Source organism: Thalassoglobus neptunius, from assembly GCF_007859735.1.
GTDB classification, from domain to species: domain Bacteria; phylum Planctomycetota; class Planctomycetia; order Planctomycetales; family Planctomycetaceae; genus Thalassoglobus; species Thalassoglobus neptunius.
Genome location: NZ_SIHI01000001.1, coordinates 2,012,119 through 2,037,982, shown reverse-complemented (window position 1 = coordinate 2,037,982; position 25,864 = coordinate 2,012,119). Strand labels below are relative to the sequence as shown.

At 55.3% G+C, this 25,864-nt stretch carries 15 protein-coding genes; 13 read left to right on the top strand and 2 right to left on the bottom strand.

What is annotated here, in order from left to right; all coding sequences use genetic code 11:
• Positions 1–53: 53 nt before the first annotated feature.
• Positions 54–638 (bottom strand): hypothetical protein, encoded by a 585-nt coding sequence (locus tag KOR42_RS08010; RefSeq protein WP_146508625.1) that lies wholly within the window; start codon positions 636–638, stop codon positions 54–56.
• Positions 550–852 carry an ATP-binding protein gene (locus tag KOR42_RS27820; RefSeq protein ID WP_146508623.1) on the bottom strand — a complete coding sequence of 101 codons (303 nt, stop codon included), beginning with the start codon at positions 850–852 and terminating at the stop codon, positions 550–552. The genes KOR42_RS08010 and KOR42_RS27820 overlap by 89 nt, the downstream gene beginning before the upstream one ends.
• 664 nt (positions 853–1,516) lie before the next feature.
• On the opposite strand from KOR42_RS27820, the gene KOR42_RS08000 reads away from it, so the two are divergent.
• The 13 genes from KOR42_RS08000 (at position 1,517) to KOR42_RS07940 (ending at position 25,395) form a co-directional block, all read left to right on the top strand.
• Entirely contained in the window at positions 1,517–2,209 is a 693-nt protein-coding gene (locus KOR42_RS08000) for a sigma-70 family RNA polymerase sigma factor (protein WP_231740778.1), read from the top strand.
• Entirely contained in the window at positions 2,206–3,636 is a 1,431-nt protein-coding gene (locus KOR42_RS07995; RefSeq protein WP_146508619.1) for a FecR domain-containing protein, read from the top strand. Before KOR42_RS08000 ends, KOR42_RS07995 begins: the two co-directional genes overlap by 4 nt.
• 2 nt (positions 3,637–3,638) lie before the next feature.
• Complete coding sequence (locus KOR42_RS07990; protein ID WP_146508617.1) at positions 3,639–4,817, top strand: agarase; 1,179 nt, start codon at positions 3,639–3,641, stop codon at positions 4,815–4,817.
• A 97-nt stretch (positions 4,818–4,914) separates the two neighbouring features.
• A complete protein-coding gene (locus KOR42_RS07985) occupies positions 4,915–6,369 on the top strand; it encodes a hypothetical protein (RefSeq protein WP_146508615.1) in 1,455 nt (484 codons plus the stop codon).
• 71 nt (positions 6,370–6,440) lie between these two features.
• Positions 6,441–8,222, top strand: a complete 1,782-nt coding sequence (locus KOR42_RS07980) for an arylsulfatase (protein WP_197440970.1) — start codon at positions 6,441–6,443, stop codon at positions 8,220–8,222.
• Between the two features lie 48 nt (positions 8,223–8,270).
• Positions 8,271–10,010, top strand: a complete 1,740-nt coding sequence (locus KOR42_RS07975) for a Spy/CpxP family protein refolding chaperone (RefSeq protein WP_231740777.1) — start codon at positions 8,271–8,273, stop codon at positions 10,008–10,010.
• 138 nt (positions 10,011–10,148) lie between these two features.
• Entirely contained in the window at positions 10,149–12,587 is a 2,439-nt protein-coding gene (locus KOR42_RS07970) for a DUF1592 domain-containing protein (protein WP_146508609.1), read from the top strand.
• A gap of 30 nt (positions 12,588–12,617) precedes the next feature.
• Positions 12,618–13,865, top strand: coding sequence for a DUF1552 domain-containing protein (locus KOR42_RS07965; protein ID WP_146508607.1), 1,248 nt, complete (start codon positions 12,618–12,620; stop codon positions 13,863–13,865).
• 17 nt (positions 13,866–13,882) lie between these two features.
• Positions 13,883–14,746 (top strand): hypothetical protein, encoded by an 864-nt coding sequence (locus tag KOR42_RS07960; RefSeq protein WP_146508605.1) that lies wholly within the window; start codon positions 13,883–13,885, stop codon positions 14,744–14,746.
• Between the two features lie 52 nt (positions 14,747–14,798).
• Entirely contained in the window at positions 14,799–16,388 is a 1,590-nt protein-coding gene (locus KOR42_RS07955) for a sulfatase family protein (protein ID WP_197440969.1), read from the top strand.
• Between the two features lie 21 nt (positions 16,389–16,409).
• Positions 16,410–21,551 (top strand): PVC-type heme-binding CxxCH protein, encoded by a 5,142-nt coding sequence (locus KOR42_RS07950; RefSeq protein ID WP_231740774.1) that lies wholly within the window; start codon positions 16,410–16,412, stop codon positions 21,549–21,551.
• Positions 21,548–23,983, top strand: coding sequence for a PSD1 and planctomycete cytochrome C domain-containing protein (locus KOR42_RS07945; RefSeq protein WP_146508601.1), 2,436 nt, complete (start codon positions 21,548–21,550; stop codon positions 23,981–23,983). The genes KOR42_RS07950 and KOR42_RS07945 overlap by 4 nt, the downstream gene beginning before the upstream one ends.
• Positions 23,984–23,991: 8 nt before the next feature.
• Positions 23,992–25,395 (top strand): DUF1501 domain-containing protein, encoded by a 1,404-nt coding sequence (locus KOR42_RS07940; RefSeq protein ID WP_231740773.1) that lies wholly within the window; start codon positions 23,992–23,994, stop codon positions 25,393–25,395.
• Positions 25,396–25,864 lie beyond the last annotated feature (469 nt).

Below are 25,864 nucleotides of genomic sequence, written 5' to 3'. Positions count from 1 at the left end.
ACTGAACGACCACTGGATGCCCAATCTGTGCAAATTCCGTCCAGTCGTATCGGTCAGTCGAGCTGGATTGACCGGTGCTCGCGAGGTTTCGGGGTGGCCAAGGACGATTCGCCGAGAAGTTCCAAAAGTGCTGGCACTGCCTCAGACGGTTCTCCCTGCATCTCCTCAATCAGTTTTCGAGTCAGAACGAGCAGTTCTGGGCGACGGTCCGGCTCGTCCAGCATGGTCACTGGCCGCAACCGTTTCAGGCTAAAGAACGTAAGCGGGAGTTCTTCCTCACAGTTTTCCAGCCAACTGATGAAGTCAGCCGGGAGCCGGTTCAGCAACGTCAGGTAATAGCTGACCATTACTTTCGAGATACTGAAGTTCTGAGCGACTTGGCGATAGCCGTAGACCTCAGGCCGAGCTAAGAACGCCTCGTATTCCCGAGCCACCTTGATGACGTTTCGAGTCGGGTTGTTCGCCGCCCGAATCTTCAACCTGGAGGGCCTAATGCGCGGTTTGGGAACTTCTGGTGGCCGATTGCCCGGAACGTAGATGCGACGGCGATCATCGTAAACCGTGTAGTAGCTGCGGTTTTGAAGCCTCAGAGTCCGACGCGGAAAGGACCTGCAAGCGTCTTGCACGGGGAGGTCCATGGTCTTCGTCCTCCGCAAGAAAGAGGCTAGCTCCATGATATTCCGCAATCTCCCGAGCAATATACAGGCCCAGTCCTTTGCCTTTCCCTGCAGGCTTCAAAGTGAAAAACGGTCTAAACACTTCTTCCCGGTTTTCATATGCGATACCCGGACCACTGTCGGAATACGCCAATGACAGACGCTTGCAGTCTATCTCAATCGAAATACGTTTCACGGGTCGGTTGCAACACTTGAGTCACTCTGGCACGACTAACGCCCAATTTCCGTGCTAGGTCAGCTCGCGATGTAGCGGCACCAGAATCGAGCATGGCTTGGTATTCGTAAGCCAATCTCATGCGATCTCGCTTCGGCCGCGTAGCAGATGCTTCAGCTCTCAAACGGTCCGTAATTGAGTTCCACTTGAACATTTCGATAAATGGCAATCGACGTAACCTCTTGGTACGAAAGGCACCTAGCTCGACGAATCCCCGGTTCGGATTGAGACCGCCTCGGGGAGCTTGGAAAAACCGGATCACAATCCGAACCGTTAACCCTCAGTCGCAAGTTGTTTTGTGGCTGAGGGTTTTGTCGTTGCGGTCCGAGCAGATAGCAAATTGGTTCGGGTCGCAAGTCAGCTCAAGGTCCGAACGCTCATCCGAACCGCGGATTTCCAGGTATCCAAGACTTAACCGTCTTGTCCCAATGAGGACTCGTGTGCGGTCCGGCAGTGCGAGAACGCAAGAACCGCACATCGATGAAGCGCCAACAGTGCATAAGACCGATGCGATCTCCCGGCAACTCGAAAATGCGCCGATCCATGCAACCGAAGCTGTTCTTATAGTAAGCGAGCTGATATCGGTCGCGACAGGACTGCGACTTGCTCGTGATTCGTCCTTGACATGCTGTCGGTAGCTGACGATTTCCTTCCGACAAGCGAAGGTCCGGAGATTCAAGAACATTACCTTGCCAGGTACGCTCAGGGGAAATCGGAAAAAACAAGCGGCAGGATCCTGGCTGGCGCAAACTATAGAAGTATGGATGTTGAATCTGACCAATTTGAGTCTCCCACTCCCATTTCCGAAGCTGATTTTGTGCGGCTTTTTGCTCGCCATGAGCTGGCGTTGCGGAACTATGCGCGTCTGATCCTGCCTGACTGGAGCAGCGTGGATGATGTGCTGCAGGACGCCAGCATCACGATGTGGGAAAGCCGGCAGCGGCTTCGAGACGAAAGTGGCTTTCTGCCCTGGGGAAAGGTCATCGTTCGTCACAAGTGCTTCAACGCGATCGCGAAGTTGCGTCGCGATCGGCTGGTTCTCGATAAGGACGTCCTCGACCTGATTGCTCGCGAAGCTGAAGCCGAAGCCGCGTCTGAAGACCTGGTCCGCATTCAGCACTCTCTGGCGGAGTGTCTCGGTGAACTTCCCCCGGAGCGTCGAAAACTGGTTCTGTCGCCCTATCGCGGGGCTGGCGAAGTGAAATCACTCGCCGAGCAATCCGGTAAAACGCCTAACTCGCTCTACAAAATCATCGGTCGACTTCGTGCAAAACTGTCGCAGTGCGTCGAAGAGAAATTGAGGCTGGAGCTGCCATGACCGCAGAAGATATGAAGCCGGAAGGCCGCATTGATCAGTACCTGCTTGGACAGGCGACGGCAGAAGATGTCGAAGTCCTGAACGAATTGCTCGCGAAGGATGAGGAGCTGCGGAAGCTCTATCGATTCCGAGTCGCGCTGGATGGCGGCTATCGAGAGGCTGCGATACGAGGCGAGAACACGGAGCCGATGGCGGACGTGTCTTCAGCCAATGCCGAGACAAAGCAAGTCTCTCGAAAGAGCTTTCTATACGGCTTTGCAGTAGCGGCAGTATCACTGGCCGCCGTCGCTCTTTTTGCCATAGCCCAATGGAGTCCCACTGATCGAGATACCTCGCCATCCGGAGACTTCGCAGCATCAGGAATCCCCGTTGCGAGGTTGGTGACATCGGTCGATGCGGACTGGCGAGATATCGAACCGATGTCGGGGGAACTGCTCGAAGCCGGCAGCTTTAGGTTGGATGCCGGCACTGTGGAATTGGAATTCAATCGGGGAGCCCGCGTGACTCTGCAGGGACCTTCAGATTTTGAATTGAAGAGCACGGACCTGCTGCACGTGTCTTCCGGCAATCTGGTCGCACGGATCCCGGAGGAAGCGATCGGCTTCACCATCACGACGGATGAGGCGGAGGTAGTCGATCTAGGCACGGAATTTGGGCTAAGGGTTGGAGATGGCGGCCAGACGGAGGTTCATGTCATCGAGGGGCTCGTCGAAGTTTTTGAGCGTGAGGGGTCGAGCACGCGGTCCGGTGAGAGTATTCGAATTGAAGAAGGACAGGCGATTCGATTGAAGGTGGGTGCAGCCGACGAATTGGGGTCGGAGAACATCCCCGTTCGCTCCAGTCGCGGAGTCCTGGGAAACAGGAACCGAAGTGATCTCGGTCTCACCTTTTTGCAGGGCAATATACGTTTGAAGGAGACGGTGTCGCGGAAGGATCTGAAACGTCAGGCAGCGTCGTGGATCGAAGTGATCCCGGAGAAGAGCAATGTGCTATTGGATCAGGAAATCCCGGTCACACTGATATCGGCTGGCAACTATCGCTTCTTCGGCAACACCGGTTTGACCGTTCCGCAGGGCGTGAAAGTTGACAGCTACCTGTTTCATTTCAGGTCGGCTCAGCCAGAGCCGATCCGTGGTGTGATCAAGTTTGACCGAAAGATTGTCGGAGTCGTCTGCGAAGCGAGCCAGTTGATTGCCAGCGATTCGACCCTTGGACTACCCGGAGTGGAGTACCCGGTGGCAGCCAATCCGTATCGAGGACTTGATCCGCATGTTTCCACTGACAATTCAGAGTCGACAGAAGGTGGTGGCTGGTCGCCCGATGAAGTGACGATGTCCCAGGACATGAAGACGCTGGGACTGAGCGTCAACGTCAATCCGGTTCGAGGCGTTGACCAACTGCGGGTTCTCGTATTGAGCAAGGATTAATTATGAATACGAAATCGATAGCACGGCGGCACTTTCTGCAGGGCGGTCTTGCTCTCGGCGCGGGCCTTGCGGCCCGCTCAGCGCCGACCTTCGCCCAGACGACTGAAGCGAAGACGACGCAGATCGAACCAGAAGGATTCTTTACTCTCGGCGAGAGAAAAGGTCACTGGTGGTTGATTACCCCTGCGGGAGAGCCGTTCTTCACGATGGGGCTCAACCACATCGATCCAGCCAGCCTGCGGTACCCCGAGAACATCGACATCTGGCGCAAGAAATACGGCGGCAGCACGATTCGGTGGATTAAGGAGTCGGTCGCACCCAACCTGATGGCATGGGGCTTCAACACCGTCGGCTGGGTTCAAGAAGTGACGGTCAAGAAGTGGCAGCATTCGCGCGCCTTTACTATCGACGAATATCGCGCGCTGGACATGCCTTATTGTCACTTGCTCCCGTTCACCGAATCGCATCAGTGGGAGAAGCATACGGTCCACTACGATTTCCGCAGTGACGACTGGAAAGAGTGGGTCGACTACGTCGCGCGCTCGCACTGTGCGGAGCTGGCCGATGAAAGAAACCTCATCGGCTATTTCTACAGCGACTGTCCGACATGGACTCACGACCGGCCAGACAACAAATGGCGCGGTCCGATCTTCGATCCCGAGCGATTGAAGACAGAGGCGGGACGAAAAGAACTCAGCGAGCTGGCGACTAGCTACTACAAGACCACCCACGACGCCATTCGTCGCTACGACAAACACCACCTGCTGCTCGGCGACCGCTACGAAGCCAACGCGCCGATCGCGATGGAAGTGATGAACGCCGCTAAACCGTTCGTTGACGTGATCTCGTTCCAAGACTTCCGCGATCCGGTCAAACACCTCGACGAGTGGCATGAGAAAACCGGGAAGCCGGTTCTGCTCGCCGACGCTGCGGGAGTGAACTTCCGCAGTAACAGCTTCTTCAAACCAAACAACGGCGAGTGGTATGCAAAGACATTGAGTGGGCTTTTCGAAAACCCGGGCTGCATCGGTTTTCACCTGTGCGGCGCTTATCAGCGAAACAAAGCTCGCCGTCGCGGACTGCTCGACGAGATGGAAAATCCCGATCAACAGCACGTTTATCAAATGACGGCTGCGAATGAACAAGTCACCCAGAAGATGGCCCGGATGTTCCACGATTAGTCCGTCCGTAGCACGGGCACTCTTGCTCGTGAAACGCTATGAGCTTCGCTGAGGAAAAACGGGCAGGAGTTCCCGTACTACACATGAGATCAACAATATGAAATCCAACACCGTCTTCGCCTTGCTGATAAGCATCGCCACCGGCTTCCCGGCCTCAGCCCAAGAGCTCGACACCTATGGCGGCTTCACCGACATCACGGGAAACAAAACTGGATTCTTTCATACGCAAAGGATTGACGGTCGTTGGTGGTTAGTGACGCCGGAGGGGCACGGATTCTTTGGAATTGGCCTCAGCCATCCAGTGACCGGTTTTTCCCGGGACGCCGTGACCTATTCCTACAAAGGTGACCAGGAAGCCTGGCTGCGCGACGGCATCAAAAAGATGCGGGAGTTGGGCTACAACTGCGTCTGGAGTGGGCCGTACAGCACGGAGCGGGCACGCTTTGGCTACGTCAACTACGAGTTGGCCGAGCGCGTCTATCGCGAGGAGAAGATTCCTCACGCCATTCACGTGCCGTTGATCAAACACCAGGTGGAGTTGAAGCCTGGCGAGAAACGCCCGGACGTCTTTAGCGACGAATATGCCACATTCGTCCGAGAGAGCGTCGCCAGATACGTCACGCCGAACAAGGACAACTCATGGATCATGGGGTACTACTACGGATTTGGCTCCTTCATGCGTTCAGGCCTGTGGATCAATGAAACGCTGGATCGTGAACCCGGGAGTCCGGGTCGAGAGCACCTGATCTCCATCCTGGAATCACGTTACAACGGCGATATCAGGAAATTGAACGCCGTTTACGGCAAGACTTATCAGTCCTTTGATGACCTGAGGCAAAAGGGAGGGATCGCTTATCCCGCGGGATACTTCACGTATTCAAAGAACAAGACAATTGCCGCAGACCAGGAGGCTTTGATCGCTGAAATCGTTGTCCGGGTGAATCGGCTCGGACACGCTGAAATCCGAAAGGTGGATTCCAACCACATGGTTCTCGGATGCTACGTGAAAGGCGTCACCTACTCGGCCGAACTCTGGAAACGAATCACTCCCTACATCGACGTGCTGGCGCCGCAGCACTTCAGTGAAACGCACAAGATCAGTCCGGTGGTTGAAAGCACCGGGCTGCCTGCGTTACTTAGTGACCAGGTGTTCGGAAATGTCTACCCGGAAACACTTCTTAAGCTGGGAAGGACACCAGGCCCCGTTCCCGACCATCTGGATCGACGAGTGCTTTACCACCTGCTTTCGCGCCGACTGGCGGCTGATCCGAACTTCATCGGCGTCTCATTCTGCGCCTGCCTACATGACAACTCTCACACGGTAGCCGCCTACGATCGCGGTCAACCAGGTTTCTTCAGCATCGACAATGAACCTAGAAGCAAAACGATCGCCACTGCCAAAGAGGGTAATGCCTTCATCTACCAGAACATTCGTCATCCAATGAACGAGACTACGATTAAGAAACTCGACGAGGAATACCACGAGACGAATGGGCATTACCGAGCAATTGCACGCCAGCGAACGCTGTTTTTGCAGCAATCAAATCACTGATGTGGCTCAGGCCTCGACTGTCCCATCACAGACAAAACGATTTCATGGAGTCCACACAAGTCAGAACTCAAATGCATAAAAAGATCGTCACGAGAATTGTGAGTTGTGTCGTCTGCATGATGTGGGGGCTGGCGTGCGCTACGACTCAGGCCGCTGAACCGGATGATCGCCCCAATGTGATTTTGGTCATGACTGATGACCAGGGATACGGCGATGTGCGTTCGCACGACAACCCGTTAATCGATACTCCGAACCTGGACCAACTGGCGAAGGATGGCGCACGCTTTAAGAACTTTTTCGTCTCACCACTTTGCGCTCCAACCCGAGCCAGCTTGTTGACGGGCCGTTATCACATCCGCACGGGTACGGTGAACGTCTCCAACAATCTGGAGATCATGCGATCCGAGGAAACCACCATTGCGGAGCTATTCCGATCCAACGGCTACAGCACAGCCCTGTTTGGGAAGTGGCACAACGGGGAACACTTCCCGCACAACCCAAATGGACAAGGGTTTGATGAGTTCGTTGGGTTCTGCGCGGGGCACTTTGGGAACTACTTCGATCCCGTCCTCGAACACAATGCGGGCACAATCAAAACTAAGGGCTTCATCACCGACGTCCTGACCGAAAGGGCGATGGAATGGATCGCAGCGAATCGCAGCGACAAGTTCTTCTGCTACATCCCTTACAACGCGCCGCACACACCCTATCAGGTGCCGGATGCCTACTACGAGAAATACAGCGCCCGCGGTTTGGGTGTGAAGACAGCGACGATCTACGGGATGGTCGAGAACATCGACCACAACATCGGTCGTCTTCTAAAGAAGGTGAAGGAGCTGGGCCTTCAGGAAAACACGATCGTCCTGTTCCTCACCGACAACGGACCTAACACGCGCGATCGATACAACGGCGGGATGAAGGGCCACAAAGGGCAGGTTGACGAAGGCGGCGTGCGCGTCCCTCTCTTCGTACGTTGGAGCGGTCATATCAAACCAGATCGCGTTGTCGATGGACTCGCTGCTCACATCGATCTCCTGCCAACACTGGCGGATCTTTGCGGCATCGAAGTCCCCGACAATCTTCGGTTGGATGGACGTAGCCTCAAAGCCTCGCTTCTGAACAAGCAAACCGCCCCGAGCGATCGGATGATTTTTACCCACCGCTATTGGGCGAAGAAGTTGCAGCTACCGAACGGTGCGGCCAGAAGCCTCCGTTACCGCTATGTCCGTACCGCGAGAGAGGAATCGCTCTTTGACTTAATTGAAGACCCCGGCCAAAAGAAAGACATCAGCAAAGAGCGTCCCGAACAGTTCCAGCGACATCGGGACGCCTACCGCAACTGGTTTGCAGACGTCTCGAAAGACTGGCAACTGGAGTCTCTTATCCCCTGTGGATATCAGCAGTTCCCAATCACTCATTTGCATGCGGTGCAATCGAAACTGAGCGGATCGCTGAAGTTTCATGGCAAGGGCTTTCATCATGACTGGATCGTCAACTGGGTTGACCCTGACGACAAGATCACCTGGTACATCGATGTCGTGGAACCAGGCAAGTACCGCGTTGCGGTGAAATACACGTGCCCCATGAAAGACGTCGGATCGCAGATTCGCGTCACGGTGAACGAGAACGAACTTGAGGCGATCGTTGATCAGCCTTTCGACCCGGCTCTGTTTCCGAATCATGATCGAGCCCCCCGTGCCGGCGAGTTGGAGAAACCCTGGGCAACACTCGAAGTCGGACAAATGGAATTGGACCGAGGAGTAACGAAACTGATTCTTTCGGCAGACCAGATGCCCGGCACCCAGGTGATGGAAGTCCGGGAAGTCATTTTGGAACGAGTCCTTTCCAGCTAAGGTCAGCAAGTGCCGCACGATATTGCCTATAGATCAATCGCAACCGGAATGATTAAAACAAGCACGATCATCAACACTCTTACCTCCACCTGCATCGTGTTCGTCCTGATGGCGGTCGCCGCAAACGCTCAGGACGCAGACAAGCCTGTGCGTGTCATCGGCAACCCGGGTTTCATTCATCTGCAAAACGACAACGGCGTTTGGTGGCTGGCCGATCATACCGGCAAGCGGTTCATCACCACGGGGATGAATCACGTTGGTGAGGGCGGCGTGCTGTTCAATGAAGTCAACAAGGGGTGGTTGACCGAGAGATTTGGTGCGGACATCAAGGGATCATGGGGTGGCCTGAATCCTCGCGCGAAGAACCACGCAGGCTATGCCGACATGGTCGTGAAGGACTTTAAGGACTACGCATTCAACACGATTCCCTTCCATGCCTACTCGACGCCGCTCGACTTCTACGAGAAGCGAAAGATCTATTATGTCGCGAAGATTAAGGTTCAGAGCATTTCCCTGGTGGGAATGAATCGCCGACGGGGAGATCGATTTCCCGACGTGTTTTCGACGAGCTTCCGAGACAAACTGAATGCCCTGGCGAAGAAGACATGCACGCCGCTGCGTGACGCAAAGTACTGCCTCGGTTACGCCTACTTCGACATGCCCGATCTGAAGCGGGTACGGCGGTGGCATCGACCGATGTTTCCCGACGGCGGACTCGTCTACCCGTGGGTCCAGGACACGCGGGCACTTCCCGCCGACGCAGCGGGCAAACAGGAATGGATGCGAATCCTGAAACGCAACCATGCATCGGCGACTGAAGCTGCTCAGGTCTACGCTATCGATGGCATCACTTCGTGGGACGACGTTGCGAAGGTCACGGACTGGCCCATCCAGCCTAAGAAACTCGCCCAGGTCCAAACGGACGCTGACGACATGCTGACTGCATTGGCCGAAAAGTGGTACGGCCTGCACGCTGAACTCATCAGGAAATACGACCCAAACCATCTGCTTCTTGGCGACAAGCACGACGTCGGCTACGACAAATCGGTGGACATGATTCCCGACGGAGTACTTGACGCGATCGGCAAACACTGTGACGTCATGATGATTCAGTACTACACGTTCTACACGGATCAACACAACGCGACCCTCCGAAAATTGCACGGCCAGACCGGCCTGCCGATCATTAACGGCGACCACTCGTACTCCTTCAAGACTTCCAAACACACAAAAATCAAAGGGTTGGAGGTGGACAGCTTCGACGCGGTCGCGAGTGAATACCGTCGATACTTGAAAGGCTCAATGGAAGACCACCCCTACATGCTCGGCTGGTGGTATTGCGGCTACATCGAGCAATGGGCTCCGGCGGGAACGAAACAACTTGGCCAGCAATGCGGATTCTTCAGTCCGTTCGGCGAGCCCAATGAGAAGCTGCTCTCTCTCGTCAAAGAAGCCAACGAAAACGCTTCGATCTGGCATGGTGGCGCTTCCCTGAACAAGCCACTGCCGATGGTTGCCCCTTCTGAATTGGACACCCCCGCTAAGACGTCCGAACCCACCACGCCCGCCGAAATGTTTGCAGCGCTGAAACTCACAGCGGAGCAACAGAGTCAACTCGACGAACTGGAAAAAGAACGCCAGGCCGCCGAGGCTAAGTTCAGGAATCTCAACGGAGAAGCGCAGAGCGATGCGAGAAACAAGTTCTACGGAGAGCGAAAAAAGAAGCTGAAGAAGATCCTCACCGAAGAGCAATGGGGCATTTGGTCGAGCTTTTGGAGTCGTCAATAGGCGGGGCCGGTGTTGTCACGCGTGACCAGAGGATCGACCGGTGTTGTCCGGGAATCCGACGTTCGGCTTGTGGGAACCGGCCCTACAGAAAATGGAGAAATCGGCGGCAGGTTCTGGGCTGGCGCGAACTATAGGGGTATGAATATCAAATCTGATCAACGTCGATCCATCGGTTCCGTGATAGGCTGGCTCGGATCTCTGCCTGTACTGATCTCCGGGGTATTCATCGCTTTCGCGGGGACGGCCACGGCTGATGAGAACGTTGCCGAGCAGGATCTTAAGCATCCACCGGTAGCAATCGGAAGGTTTCTTGGGCAGCATTGTCGGGACTGTCACAGTGGCGATGAGCCGGAAGCGGGTTTAAGCCTGAGCGAGCTTCCATTCGACCTCAACAAGCCTCACGCCTTCGAAAGTTGGCGGCGCGTTTACGAGCGTGTTCGAGACGGAGAGATGCCGCCCGATTCGGGCCTTGGGCCAGAAGACACGGCCGGATTCCTGAAAGGTCTCGATAAGCGACTGATGGAATCGGACTCGCGCGACATCGCGGATCGAGGCAGGCTTCGCGGCCGACGTCTGACGCGGACGGAGTACGAACACACGATTCACTCGTTGCTTGGGATTGACCTTCCTCTGCGAGATCAGCTGCCGGAAGACGCGGCGTCGCACGAGTTTGAAACCGTCGCTGACGGCCAGCAGTTGTCGTACCACCTACTGGCTCGGTACCTCGACGTTGCTGATCTTGCGTTGGCCGCAGCATTTGATCGTGCTCTCAATGGGGATGTCACTTACGCGGCAGACTATCCACCCGCGCGTCTGTCGCGGGGAATTGGAAGACGCAATTACCGAGGCCCCGAGACTCGAAATGGCGAAAGTATTTCGTGGCCAATTTACCTGGCCTTCTACGGACGAATGACTTCGGTCCGAATTCCGCAAGACGGTTGGTATCGAATCACCCTTCGCGACGTGCGCGCAGTCAACCCGGTGAAAGGTGGGACCGTGTGGGGAACGCTGCGATCAGGAGTCGCTGCCTCCGCTCAGCCGATTCTTTACGACGTTGGTATCGTGGAAGCGACCGAGACTCCGCGCGATCTGCAGTTCGAAGCCTGGATTCAGCGACGACATACGTTGGAGCTGAAGCCGAACGATCGCACCCTCCGCAGAGCACCCAATCAGACGGGGCGAGCAGACACGGTCGCGTACCGCGATCGCAATGAAGAGCGAGGTTTTTCAGGAATCGCCCATCGTGGCATTCGCATCGAACGCTTCTATCCGAATGCCGATCGCGAGCATGTCACCCGGAACCTGTTCGGTGATGCAAAGCAGGAACAATGGAAGGCTGATCCAAATGGTGTGCTCAAGCGTTTGGTGACTCGCTTCGCATCGAGGGCGTTTCGGCGCCCGGTCACCTCGGATGAAGTAGCCGACTATCAGCGGATCGGTCTCGATGTACTCGCCGAATACGGATCGTTCGTCGATGCTCTGCGTGCGGCGTACCGCACGATTCTCTGCTCGCCGAGGATGCTGACGTTCGTTGAGTCACCCGGGGCGCTGGACGACTATGCCATCGCGTCGCGACTCAGCTACGCATTGTGGACGGATACGCCGGACGAGACCCTGCTTCGAATAGCCGGCGAAGGAAAGCTCCGGCGCGACGAAGTTCTTGCAGCGCAAATCGATCGCATGCTCGATGATCCGCGCTCGAAGCAGTTCATCAACAGCTTTACCGATCAATGGTTGAAGCTCAACCAGATCGACTTCACAACGCCTGACAGCAGGCAGTTTCGAACGTTTGATCCCGTGCTCCAGGAGTCGATGCTACGGGAAACCCGTACCTACGTCAGCAAACTCATCGAGCAGGACTTGAGTGTCGCATGCTTTGTCGATTCAGATTTTGCCTGTTTGAACGAGCGGCTCGCACGACATTATCGGATCACCGACAACATCAAGAGTTGGCAACCCGGCAATGGAATCCAGACCGTTTCGCTGTCACCGAGCAGTCGGCGTGGCGGTCTGATCACTCAGGGTGCCATCTTGAAGGTGACGGCCGATGGAACCACAACTTCTCCGGTAGTACGCGGCGTGTTTGTCAACGAGCGGATTCTTGGAGTGCGGGTTCCGCCGCCACCCCCGGGAATCCCAGCGGTCGAACCGGACGTCCGAGGAGCGACCTCTATTCGCGACCAATTGGCCAAACACCGGTCGGATGCATCGTGCAATGCCTGCCACCGAACGATCGATCCACCTGGATTCGCCCTGGAGAGTTTTGATCCGGTCGGAGTGTGGCGTGATCGATACGGAATGCGCGGTAGAGGGGCAGCGATCGATCCATCGGGTAAAACTGCCGACGGACAGACGTTCGAAGGCCTTCTGACATGGCAGCAGCTCTATGTGAATCAGCCAGAACGGATTGCCCGCGGGTTTGCCGAGCAATTCCTAACCTACGCCACAGGCGCACCGATTCGCTACAGCGATGAACCAGCCGTCGATCAGATCGTTGCCGATTCCAAAGCATCCGGATACGGGATGCGAACGTTGATTCACGCCGCACTGACTAGCGACCTATTCCTTAAGAAGTGACCTGCCGTCTTGAACCGACGAGAACGAATCATGCCGAAAGACTCTTCGACATCCCGAACTCTGCCACGACCGAGCGTTTTGTCGCGCCGTACGGTGATACGAGGCGCGGGTGTTTCACTGTGCTTACCGCTGCTGGACGCCATGCAACCAGCGTTTGCTTCGGACTCCAATGGAAAGCACGCCAGGCGATTTGTTGGCGTCAGTCTTGCGCTTGGCTTGCACAACCCCAACCTGGTGCCGGAGACCGACGGCCGGAACTACAAGGCATCTCGATATCTGGCAGATCTGGATGATCTGCGAAACGATTTCACCGTCGTCTCAGGCGCGTCTCACCCGGGCGTTTCTGGTGGACACTCTGCCGAGGGCAGCATCTTTTCGGCCTGTCCCAACGCGCGTGGTTCGGCATCGCGCAACACGATTTCGCTGGATCAGTTGATGGCCAAACAACTGGGGGACGAAACGCGATTCCCGTCATTGGTGCTGAATACCAGATCTCAGACCAGCCCATCGTATACGCAAAACGGCTCGATGATTCCGGCTGAGAACAATGCGATGCGTCTCTTCACAACGTTGTTTGTGGATGACACGCCAGCAGAACGTGAGCGACAAGCCGAACTCATTCGCCGAGGCCGCAGCATCATGGATGTGGTTGGTGACGAGGCGAAACGACTGCAACGAAAAGTCGGCGCTGGTGATCGGGACAAGCTTGATGATTGGTTCACAAGCGTTCGCGAACTCGAACAGCGAATGGTTGCGAACGAGGCCTGGACGAACCGCCCCAAACCCAAAGTTGATATGGACAAGCCGAGTTCAATCCCGCGAGACACCGTCGGCATTGCGGGCACTTTCCTCGACATCATCCGCATGGCCCTGCGGACCGATTCGACGCGATTCGTCACGTTGCACGTCCCCGGGGATTACCACGGCCTGAGCCATCACGGCATGGATGGTGGCACCATTCGGCAACTGGCGTCGGTCGAGCAAGGGATGATCGACCAATGGGCTCGCTTCCTGCGAGTCCTGAAGTCCGACGGATTGCTCGATGAGACGATGGTGCTGATGACATCGAATCTCGGAAACGCCTCAAGTCACGACAATAAGAACATGCCGGTCCTGTTTGCCGGAGGCGGATTCCAACACGGGCAACACCTGGCATTCGACCAGCAGAACAACTATCCGCTGCCAAATCTCTTCGTGAACGCACTTCAACGGCTGGGAATCGAACAGGACGCGTTCGCCACCAGCACGGGAACTATGACTGGCCTCGAGGTTTCTTGAGAGTTTCACTGAATGAGATGAAGACAGATCCTGTAGGTCCGGTTCCTACCGGACGGTCCAGCATGCGGCCGGTGGGAACCGGCCCTACGTGTAAATATCGCAGCAGAAAACATCCAGGGAAAGAATCAATGAAACAAAGCACTCTATTGATAGCCATGACCGCCATTTGCGTGCTGACAGATCGTGACGCAACGGCAGACGAGTACGTAAAAGGAGCGTCGCTCAAGACAACCATGCTCAACAAGGGTGAGAACATCTTTGAAAAGCACTTTGATGAGCAAAAAGAAGTCGATGCAATCCTGGACCTAAGAAAGCACACCAGGGGCACCGTGAAAGATGGGGTCATGGTGACCATTCCCCCGTCTGTTCATGGCGAGGCACCCAAAGGCGCAAGGTACGGGAAAGAAGAATTCGTCCGTTCCCATTTCAAACTCGGCGGGCAGGATTACATCTTTTCCTTTCGAGTGAAGTTCCTGGAACTGGATCGAAAGGTGAAAGAACAAATCTGTTTCATCGACCTTGGGCACCGCTGGATCCGCCTGGAAATGACACCCGACGGATCCCAGCTCGTATTCCAAAACTACATCCTCGGAAAACGAGGGCAGAAGAAGGTGATCGTCGAGAACGAAACGCTAAAGCTCAAATATGGTGAGTGGTACAAGGGCACCATTGAGATTCTTGGAGACGAAACTCTGTCTAATATCAACGGCGTGACGTTTCATATCAAGAATGACCTTGTTGCAAAGAAACGTGAGACTGTCCTTGCCCAAAGATTCTGTCTCGACCTGAGAGGTGTGGGTTATCACCTGGATTACGCTGCTGCCTGGAAGCCCAGAGGTTTTCAAGACACCTGGGAAGAGAAAAGGGCGGAATCAAATTGATTTTCTTACTACACCCTCACCACTGCAGCTAAGGCGTTCAGAGGAAGGCGACATGACATCGAACGAAAACAAGCTCAAAAGCAAGCTATTCCATTGCATGATTGCTGGCTTGCTAGCGATTTATCTAGTGCAGTCGGCCGATGCACAGGTTGTTCCTGTGCCGGTGACGGTTAAGGCTGTTAAGAACGAGGGAACGAAACCCCGTAATGTCGTGTTCATCCTTTCAGATGATCACCGCTACGATGCGATGAGCTTCATGGGGCATCCACTGGCGAAGACGCCACATATGGATGCGATGGCAAAGAATGGCGTGCATTTGAAGAACGCCTTCGTGACGACGTCGCTGTGTTCGCCCAGTCGCGCTTCGATTCTGACGGGGCTGTACACGTTCCGCCATCGCGTGATCGACAACCAACGTGCGGTGCCCAAGGGTACGCTGTTCTTTCCTCAGTACCTTCAACAGGCGGGATACAAAACCGGGTTCATCGGTAAGTGGCACATGGGCCACGCGAACGATAACCCTCGTCCGGGTTTTGATTACTGGTTCAGCTTCAAAGGTCAGGGCCAGTACTATCCGCCGGGACCAAAGTACACGATCAACGACAACGGTAAGCGAGTTCCGCAGGATGGCTATATCACGCCATTGTTGACACGCAAGGCGATTGAGTTTCTTGAGCAACAGGACGGCGCGGACGAACCGTTCTTCTTGTATCTATCGCACAAAGCCGTACACGATCCGTTTACTCCAGAACCCAAATACAAAGACTCGCTAAAGGACCGGCCCTTTGAGTTTCCGGCGTCCAGCGAACTGTTGAAGGACAACCTTAAGAATCGTCCTCGTTGGCTGTTGGACCAGCGCAACAGTTGGCACGGTATGGATTTCGCTCTTCATACTGGCCAAAGCGTCGAGTTGTTATACAAACGGTACTGCGAGGCTCTGGGAAGCGTTGATGACAGCATCGGAGCTGTTATGCAGCAACTAAAAGAGATGGGCATCCACGACGAAACGCTCGTCATCTACATGGGCGACAACGGATTCATGTTTGGTGAGCACGGATTGTTCGACAAACGAGTGGCGTATGAGACATCAAGTCGTGTTCCGATGCTGATGCAGTGTCCCGAGATCATCGAAGGCGGTTCGGTGGTTGAGCAGGTTGTCGCCAATATCGATATCGCCCCAACCATTATGCAGGCCATGGGACTTAAGAAGCCGCCGCATATGGACGGCCGGAGTTTCCTGCCACTAGCTCAGGACGAGACGATCCCATGGCGAGAGTATTTCCTCTACTGCTATTACTGGGAACAGAACTATCCGCAAACCCCAACACATTTCTGTCTGCGAGGGGCGCAATACAAGTACACGACGTACTACGGGCTCTGGGATACGGATGAGTTGTTCGACATTCAGGCTGATCCGAAAGAGCAAAAAAACCTTATCCATGATCCGGCATTTGCAAGAACGAAGCAGCAAATGCAAAGCCGACTTTACGAAATGATGGAAGAGTTGGGTGGGATGGAAATACCGATGAATCCGCCACGCGGACGCCAACAGAACAAACGTCTTCGCAATCGTGATGGAGTGAAGGCGGCAGACTTCCCCGAAGCGTTCATCGTTGATGAGCCACTTCGGCAAATCAAATAACACAATCAAGGATGGGCAGGAGTGCCCGTCCAACGATTCACTCTCGCACCATATAGCGCCATTAACATGAAGCATTCTATAACTCTAGCAGCCGTCGTGCTATTGAGCCTCGCGCCCGGTCTGACCTATTCACAGGACGACGCTCCCTGGGCTTCGACAGAAAAGACGACGTTTACGCCGAAGATTCATCACCCGAATATCAAAGGCGTCGCGCTGTTCGCTCAGAACCCCGACATCGTCACGCCGATCGGAATCGCGGTCGCCCCGGATGGCCGAGTGTTTGTGCAGGAGAATCACACTCACAAACGCAACTCAGACTATGAGGGGCCGAAGACCGATCGGATTCTTGTTTTTGAAGACACGGACAATGATGGCATCGCTGATGAGCGGTCCGTTTTCTACGAAGGTCACACCTTCAGCACGGATCTGTTGTTTGGCCCCGACGGGCATCTCTATGTGAGCACTCGCTGGTTCATTGGTCGTTTTCCAAACGCCTCCCGGAAGACAAAAGCGGAGGGCGAGCCCGAGAAACTGGTCACTTGCGAAACCGACGGTAACTATCCTCACAACGGTGTGGGGGGCCTTGCGATCGATCCTGCGAATCCGGACTGGCTCGCATTTGGTTTTGGTGAGAACCTTGGTTCGGATTACACCTTCGTCGGCTCGGACGGCGTGAAGCTTTCCGGTGGCGCCGAAGGTGGCTCGACATATCGCTGCCGAACGGATGGCAGCAAACTCATGCGCCAGTCGACCGGGCATTGGAACGCCTTCGGAATGGCGTACGACCTGGACGGGAACCTGTTCAGCACCGACAACGATCCCAACGCCACTCCGCCGAATCGATTGCTGCATATCGTGCCGGGCGCCGATTTCGGATACGAATATCGCTACGGTCGCTCAGGCCAGCACCCACTGGTTTGTTGGAACGGAGAAAATCCCGGGACGCTCGGAATGATCGGTGCGCTTGGCGAAGCTGCGTGTGGATTAATCCCGCATGGCCCTGGAAAGTTGCTGAGTGCGTCCTGGACGGACAATCGCGTCGATTTGCATTCGTTGACCGCGAAGGGCGAGTCATTCACGGCGACACGTGAACCGTTTCTGAGTGGGCCTGACGATTTTCGACCGGTTCATTTTGGTTGCTCGGCCGACGGCCGCTACCTGTACTTCACCGACTGGGTGAAGCTGTCCTACCCGGTTCATGGGCATGGCCGCATCTGGCGCGTTGAATTCAGACAGCCCGTGTCACTCGAACCATCGAAGAACAGGCCGCAGACAAATGAGCTTTCGTCAGAAGATGCACTTGCCAAACTCGGAAGTTCAGATCCGTATGCGCGCACAGCCGCCATGCATACGCTGGCCGAGAACCCCGAAGCCCTAAGTGATTTCAATTGGCAATCGGAGACGAGCGGAATTGCTCGGGCGCATTACGCGGTGGCGCTCAAACGCTCCAATGCTGAGGCCCGCACAGAGATCATTCCGGCACTCCTCAAGGACAAGGATTCCGAAGTACGATTTGTTGGCATCAAGTGGATTGCGGATGAAAAACTCAGGGGCTACGCGTCCAACGTCAAAGCGATTCTTGATCGAAGTGACCTCAGCCGACGCGACCTGCTGGCGGTTGTTGCGGCTCTTGCGAGGATCAGTGGCGACTCGAAGAAGGAGTTCTCACCAGGCGATACGTTGCTCGAACTGGCACTGGATACCGACAAGCCGCCGGGGCTTCGTGCGATGGCGCTGGCGAATGTGAAGGCTGATCACCCGAGACTCACAGTCGCAACTCTGACGCCGCTTACAAAGTCAAAGCATCAGAACATTCAGCGCGAAGCCGTTCATTCACTTGTGATTCATGCGGACGCGAACCGAGCTCCAGTTCTGGCAGAAATCGCGGCCGACAAGTCACTGGATGAGAACCTCCGAGCCGATGCAATTGCTGGCCTGGCTTCCGTTGCCATGGATCAGGAAGAGTTGCTTAACACACTGTCGACGGATAGCAGCAGAGTCATTTCTGAAGAAGCCAAACGTACTCGTGTTGCCTCCGGGCTTGGCGAGCGACTCGTAGATTCGAAGCCGAAAGCTGATCAGATTGAAGATTGGATTGAGTTGATCAACCGAGAGGCAACGGAGAAGCCTGACGCCAGGGTCGGTCGCCGACTGTTTTTTCACACTAATCTTGCCGGTTGTTACAAGTGCCACGCGATCCAAGGACGAGGCAATTCTGTCGGTCCGGACCTCACAAGCATCCACAAGCAGACAGACGTGACTGCAGATTGGTTGTTGAAGCACATCGTCAATCCGAATGCCGAGATGGCGCCGTACTATCGCCCGCAACAATTGATAACAGTGAATGGCAAGGTGCTGGTTGGACTGATTGTCGGAAAGGAAGGAAAGAAGCAGGGGTACGTCGCAAATGATGGGCACGTCTTTTACGTCGACAAGGATGACGTCGAAGAGCGACGAGAGATGACAACCTCGATCATGCCCAACGGTCTTCTGGACGCGCTGTCGGTCGACGAGATTCGCCATCTGATTGCGTTTCTGCTCAGCGGCGAACAGCGAAATTCGGTAACTGTCGCGAGTAACTCGCGGCCGATTCCTGGCAGCGTCCAGAGGAAGGAACGCATCCATGTCATCGCTGAATTTGAAGACGACAATTTCCTCGAAGGTAAGAAGACATCGCACAAGGCTTCCGTGACCCTGGTCGACGATGTGCCCGAAGGAGTTGGCAGGTTTGCGGTCAAGACAGTTGTTGATCCTGATGCCGGGACGAAGAACTTCGTCGGCACTGGATTTAAGATTCCAGTGACCGATTTCTCTCGGTTCGGAGAGATCCGGTTCTGGATAAAGGCCGACTTTGAAAGCGGGTTCAATTTCCAGTGCAGCAGCGGCGCTGGAAAGACAAGCGTTTTCCCCTTCACAACGGTTGGCTCTGTTGGAAAGTGGAAGCTGATTTCAGCACCGGTTGCTGAATTCGGTAAGCCGCCGTGGGCGCAGGACAAAGCCGATTTGAAGGCAGTCCATTTCTTTCAGATTACGGCATTCGGAAGTGGGCCTTATGACGGAAAGACGATGCTTCTGGATCATCTCGTAGCAGGGCCGTTGACTCGCAGAACGGGCACTCCCGCCAGTCGCAAAATGGAGAACGACGGGGAAGAGTCCCTGTCAGACAAGAGGGCGGCAATCCTGCGAAAACGAGCCGCACGCTTACGCGAACCCAGGATCCTGAAACGCGGCGAACCCGTCGACATGTTCGATGGGAAAACGCTGGACGGTTGGTTCACTTCGCCTCGTGTCTATGTGCCGCGAAACGAGATGTTCGCCAGTATGCCTTCGGATCGACTCTACGACGAGGTCATCAGGTTCTACGAGGAGAACGAAGGTGGCGGCCGCATTCCGAACAAAGAACGTGTCAAGAACAGAGGCGTGTGGGAAGTCAAAGACGGTGCAGTGATTGGCGGACAGGTGCCAGGTTCAATCGCCGGTTCCTATTTGATATCTGAAAAGACCTACGGCGACTTTGAATTGACGCTAGAAGCCAATCCGGACTTCCCTATCGATACCGGCATCATGGTTCGCGCCCACAAACTGGGCTCGGTTGGATATCAGGTTCTCGTCGACAATCGGCCAAACGGTTCGATTGGTGGCGTCTACGGTAACTCAGTTGGGTCGTTTCTCGCCTGGCCGTTCACGATCGACGGCGATGAAGAACCGGGGAACAAAATCGCCAACATCCGTGAAGGCGTGGTCGAATCGAATCCGCTTCGAGGGGGCAAGTTCAAGTCCGACTACTCCGGCACATTTGCTGAGTTCAAGAAAGCCTGGAAGCCCAACGACTGGAACAAAATCAAGGTGCGTTGTACCGGTCGCCTGCCGCTCATCGAAACGTGGGTCAACGGAGTCCTCGTATCGAGGCTCGACACGGCAACTCTTGCAGACGTGGTTCCGAACTACGATGCCGAAGCGATCTTCAGTCGTATCGGAAGGAAGGGGCACATCGCGTTCGAGGTTCACGACAGTCCAACGCGCCAGCGCTGGGCACCAGGAGCCAAATGCCGCTGGAGAAACGTACGCATTCGGGAGCTGGAGGTTGACGAAACTCCGCCAAAGAACATTTCGCTTTCAAAGATCAACGGTCGCCACTGGCTGCTCAGCCCGGATGGTAAACCGTTCTTTGCGCATGGCATTACTCACGTCAGTAACAACAGAGCAAAGTTCGACTTCACGGAAATGTCTGACGCCTGCCGGAAGCTTGGATTCAACGCCTATGGCTATGGATGCCCGCCTCAGCTACGGCATGACATGCCTTATATCGAGAGCTGGAATCATCTGGTTCCCATTTCGTATTACCGAGGCAGCAACGGCGTCAAATTTGTCGACATCTTTGATCCTGACGTGTATGCCAGACTCGAAGCCGGAATAAAACACAATTGCTCTCTGAGCCGACAGAATCCACACAATGTCATTGGTTACTGCTGGACGGATCTTGCTTCGTGGCCGCTGGAGAATCCCTCGGGCACGAACTGGGTCGAATTCATTCGCGGTCTGCCAGAGGACGCTCCCGGCCAGAAGGTTTACCAGAAGTTTCTCGGCACGTGGGAAGGCGATGACAATAAGGCTCGCGACCAGGCCTTCCTGCGTCTCATTGCTCGCGAGTACTTCCGAGTCATTGGCGGAGCTCAGCGGAAGTACGATCCTGACCACCTCGTGTTCGGTGACCGCTTCGGCTTTAACACGATTGATCCCGATGTGGTGAAGGAGATGCTGCCGTATGTCGACGCCATCGCCATTCAACCTCATTTCTGGGGACAGTTTCCAAAGCAAGAACTCGACCGGGTCTACAAGCTCACCGGCAAGCCGATCATCCTGTGTGATTTCGCTATTCGATTTAAAGACGGCGACAAGGACGTTCGCATGTGGAAAATGGCCGAGGATTCTGTCGCAGCGGGCAAGGCCTACACCGAATATGTGAAAGCGGCGATGGAGACTGAATACATCCTTGGAGTTTTCTGGTGTAACCCTGTTGATACTCCCAAGGGGTTCAACAAACCTGGCGTCAAGCAAGGATTCTTCGGCGATGGCCTCTCTGCACGTCCCGGTCTACATGAAGCGGTGCGGAAACTGAATGCGTATCGTGATGAGATCACCCCGAGGAGCGTCGAACAATGAATCGACTGCTCACCATACTGACTCTCATCGGCGTCGCGACATCCCTGTCTCTTTGCCGAGCAGACGACGTCAGCTTCACCCGCGATATCCGACCGATCCTGTCGGGCCGGTGTTTCAAATGTCACGGACCTGACGAGAACTCGCGGGAGGCTGACCTTCGATTGGATCAGCGTCAGGAAGCGATTGACTTTGAAGCGATCATTCCGGGGTCGCCCAATGAGAGCTCGCTTCTTGGCCGCATCACGAGTGACGATCCGGATCTGAGAATGCCGCCGAGTGGCGATCCGTTTTCCGCGAAACAGATCGAAGCACTTAGAAGCTGGATCAAGGACGGAGCCAAATACGAACGACACTGGGCCTACACGAAGCCGAGAGCGGTCGCTCCGCCGCAGATTAATCGTGACTGGCCCCGGACGAACCCAATCGACAACTTCGTTCAGGCACGCTTGAGCGAGAAAGGGATGCAACCTTCTCCGCCTGCCGAGCCGGCAGTGCTGTTGCGGCGTCTGTCGCTCGATCTTGTGGGATTGCCACCGACGGTCGAGCAAGTACTTGCGTTTGAACAGGATCCATCGGCCAGGAACTACGAAGCGGCCGTCGACCGACTCCTGGGGTCAAAACACTTTGGCGAAAAGTGGGCGCTGCATTGGCTTGACCTGGCCCGCTACGCAGATTCCAACGGATACCAGCACGACGATTTGCGCACGATGTGGCCCTACCGCGACTGGGTCATCAATGCGTTGAACAGGGATCTTCCGTTCGACGAATTCACCGTCGAACAACTGGCTGGTGACCTGCTTCCTAATGCGAGTCGAGATCAACTCATCGCCACCGGTTTCCACCGCAATGTGCCCACGAACTTCTCAGGAGGATCGAAAGTTAACGAGGTTCGGGCGGACGTACTGCACGACCGCGTCAGCACAACCGGGCAGGTCTGGCTCGGGATGACGATGGAATGCTGCCAGTGCCACGATCACAAGTTCGATCCGATTTCGCAGGTCGACTACTACGAACTCTACGCTTACTTCAACCAGGCCGTTCCCGAACTGTCGATGGAAGGTCCGGGGATGTTTCGGAAAAAGTTCATTGGTGCTGACCTGCCCGTCGTATCCTCGCGCGAAGATGCCTCCCGCGTGAAAGCGATCACCGACCAGATCGCATTGGAAGCCGAAGCTTTGAAGAATGCGAAACCGGCAGCGCTGGCTGAACAAGAATCCTGGGAAAAGGAATTCCAGGCTTCTGGTCGCGGTGAAGACATTCCCTGGGAAAGATTCGCGTGGAACAAGCGCAACGGATACCGCGTCCTTCAGACCACACCGCGAGAAAAACGCAGCGAAGAAGATCAGCAGCAGGTCGAAGCACTACTGTTTTACGATCACCGCTTCACGGGGCCTTACGAAAAAGCCATTGATCGTCTGAAGGAGGCACGAGACGACCTCGTCGCGCGCACGATGGTGATGAAAGACTCGACGCGTCCTGTCGCGACCCGCGTTTTTCTGCGTGGCAACTATATGACTCCGGGAGAACGTGTCGAAGCTGGCGTACCTGACGTCCTGCATCCGATTGATCCCAGCCTGCCTGCCAACCGACTTGGCCTCGCTCGCTGGCTCGTTCATCCGGACAACCCATTGACGGCTCGAGTGACGGTTAATCGTCTCTGGGCCGAGATCTTCGGTCAGGGCATTGTGACAACGCCCGAAGACTTTGGCATGCAGAGCACTCCGCCAACGCACCCGGAGTTGCTCGACTGGCTGGCCCTGGAATTTGTGCGGCAAGGCTGGTCGATGAAGACCATCATTAAGACCATCGTGATGTCTTCCACTTACCGCCAAACTGCTGCGGTACCTTCCGAGGCGATCGCGAAAGATCCGTCCAATCAATTGCTGGCGCGTGGGCCTCGATTCCGGCTCTCGGGAGAACTCATTCGAGATAACCTGCTTGCCGTTTCCGGACTGTTGTCGAAGAAGATCGGAGGTCCGTCTGTCTATCCACCACAGCCCGAGGGATTGTGGAAGGAGATCTCCGGGGCCGACATCAAAGTTTATCCGACATCCGCGGGCGAAGATCGCTATCGCCGGGGAATCTATACGTTTCTGCGTCGCGGAAATCCCAACCCAATGGTGTTGAACTTTGATGGCAGCAATAGGTCGGCGTGTGTGATCAGCCGTGACCGTTCCAACACCCCGGTCCAGGCACTCAGCCTGCTCAATGGGGCAACCTTTGTGGAAGCCGCCCATGCCTTCGCCGACTGGATCAAAGACGCTGAGGGTGACGAAACCGAAAAGATCACAATTGCATTCCGTCGCGCCGTCGCTCGGAAACCGTCCAATGCTGAGGTCGAGGCTCTATTGACGCTTTATCGGAAACACGGCGACTGGTTCGGCGTGGCTCAAGTCATCCTTAACCTCGACGAAACGGTAACGAAATCATGAGACGCGGTATGACTAACAATTCAATGATGCTCAATCGTCGAGACCTTCTGCGCACGGGAACGTTGGGAATTGGTTCCCTGGCGTTGTCTCATTTGCTGACGACAGAGGCTCGGGCAAACGGACTGCACCATACACCGCGTGCTAAGAGCGTGATCTTCCTGCATATGGTCGGAGGACCATCGCAGATGGACACGTTCGATCCAAAATCTGAACTCGACAAGTGGGACGGAAAAAGCCTGCCGCCGGAGTTAACGAAAGGACAAAAGTTCGCCTTCATCACTCCCGAAGCAAGAGCGATCAAGTCGCCATACAAATTCGCGCCTCGCGGGGACAGTGGGATGGTCATGTCGGAGCTGTTTCCTCAGCTGGCGACGGTTGCTGATGCACTGACGATGATTCGCAGCATGAAGACCAACGAGATTAACCATGGCTCGGGCGAACTGTTCTTCCACACCGGCCACGGTCGTCTTGGCAGACCAACATTCGGTGCCTGGACGTCGTACGGGCTGGGCACGGAGAACGAAAACCTCCCAGCTTATGTTGTACTCAAGGACCAACATCCCAACGCCGGACCAGCGGCGTGGAGTAGCGGTTTTCTGCCATCGAAACACCAGGGCGTTCAGTTCCGGACCGGGGCGAAGCCATTGTTCTATCTGGACAATCCATCCGGTGTGACCGGCGGACGTCGCAAAGATGTGATTGATACACTTGGCGAGCTCAATTCACTTGCTTTCGATCGATATCACGACCCCGAAATTAAAACCCGCATCAACCAGTACGAACTTGCTTACGAGATGCAGACCTCGGTTCCTGAACTGGCAGACTTCGTCAGTGAACCCGATCACATCCTCAGGATGTATGGTCTCGAACAGAGCAAACCCGGCCAGGACTTCGCCAAAAACTGCCTGGTTGCTCGCCGACTTGTCGAACGCGGCGTTCGATTTGTGCAGATTTTCAATAAAGGCTGGGATCACCATGCGAACATCTACAGGGCGCTTCCGAATTCGGCAAAAAAGGTGGACCAGGCCTGCGCTGCACTCATCAAAGATCTGAAACAACGAGACCTTCTAAAGGACACGCTCGTCATTTGGGGCGGTGAATTCGGCCGCACTCCCATGGTCCAGGAAAACAACGCGGGCACAGGCGCAAAAACTCCTCCGGGACGCGATCATCACAAGGAATGTTTCAGCATCTGGATGGCCGGTGGCGGCATGAAACCCGGGCTAACCTACGGAGCAACCGACGAATTTGGATTCGGCGTCATCGACAACCCGGTACACGTTCACGACTTCCACGCCACGTGCCTCCACCTACTGGGCATCGATCACGAGCAGCTAACCTACAAACACCAGGGCCGCGACTTCCGCCTCACCGACGTCCACGGCCACGTCGTCCACGACATCCTGGCTTAGCCCTTGAAATGCTTATGAGTGCAGTGCTCCATTGCGGTCAGGCAAAACACTGGACTCCGGGCAATCACTCTGTTGATTCAGACGTTTAAGGACTTGGGTAACGCGCGCACGGCTTACACCGAGAAATCGGGCTAATTCTGCCCGCGAGCTGACCTGGCCGGAATCAAGCAGAGACTGATAATGCAGGGCCAAACGCATGCGATCCCGTTTGGGGGCTGCCGACTCTGATTCCGCCCGATTTTGGTCCGAAATCGAGTTCCACTTGAACATTTCGATATGCGGCAATCGTCGTAACCTCTTGGTACGAAAGGCACCTAGCTCGATGAATCCGCGGTTCGGATCGAGACCGCCTCGGGGAGCTTGAAAGGTGGTGCTCGAACACCCCTTACCGACTGGTTGACACGACGCCGAGCCTAACAGGGTTCGGCGTTCTCGTTTCTATCGCCAGTTCTGCCAGTGACTTCGGGCA

Bases quoted from the DNA above. Each gene is read 5' to 3' on its own strand.
- KOR42_RS07965 (WP_146508607.1), top strand. From the start codon at position 12,618: ATGCCGAAAGACTCTTCGACATCCCGAACTCTGCCACGACCGAGCGTT.
- KOR42_RS07980 (WP_197440970.1), top strand. From the start codon at position 6,441: ATGCATAAAAAGATCGTCACGAGAATTGTGAGTTGTGTCGTCTGCATG.
- KOR42_RS07995 (WP_146508619.1), top strand. From the start codon at position 2,206: ATGACCGCAGAAGATATGAAGCCGGAAGGCCGCATTGATCAGTACCTG.
- KOR42_RS07955 (WP_197440969.1), top strand. From the start codon at position 14,799: ATGACATCGAACGAAAACAAGCTCAAAAGCAAGCTATTCCATTGCATG.
- KOR42_RS07970 (WP_146508609.1), top strand. From the start codon at position 10,149: ATGAATATCAAATCTGATCAACGTCGATCCATCGGTTCCGTGATAGGC.
- KOR42_RS07960 (WP_146508605.1), top strand. From the start codon at position 13,883: ATGAAGACAGATCCTGTAGGTCCGGTTCCTACCGGACGGTCCAGCATG.
- KOR42_RS07945 (WP_146508601.1), top strand. From the start codon at position 21,548: ATGAATCGACTGCTCACCATACTGACTCTCATCGGCGTCGCGACATCC.
- KOR42_RS07985 (WP_146508615.1), top strand. From the start codon at position 4,915: ATGAAATCCAACACCGTCTTCGCCTTGCTGATAAGCATCGCCACCGGC.
- KOR42_RS07990 (WP_146508617.1), top strand. From the start codon at position 3,639: ATGAATACGAAATCGATAGCACGGCGGCACTTTCTGCAGGGCGGTCTT.
- KOR42_RS07975 (WP_231740777.1), top strand. From the start codon at position 8,271: ATGATTAAAACAAGCACGATCATCAACACTCTTACCTCCACCTGCATC.
- KOR42_RS07940 (WP_231740773.1), top strand. From the start codon at position 23,992: ATGACTAACAATTCAATGATGCTCAATCGTCGAGACCTTCTGCGCACG.
- KOR42_RS08010 (WP_146508625.1), bottom strand. From the start codon at position 638: ATGGACCTCCCCGTGCAAGACGCTTGCAGGTCCTTTCCGCGTCGGACT.
- KOR42_RS08000 (WP_231740778.1), top strand. From the start codon at position 1,517: ATGCTGTCGGTAGCTGACGATTTCCTTCCGACAAGCGAAGGTCCGGAG.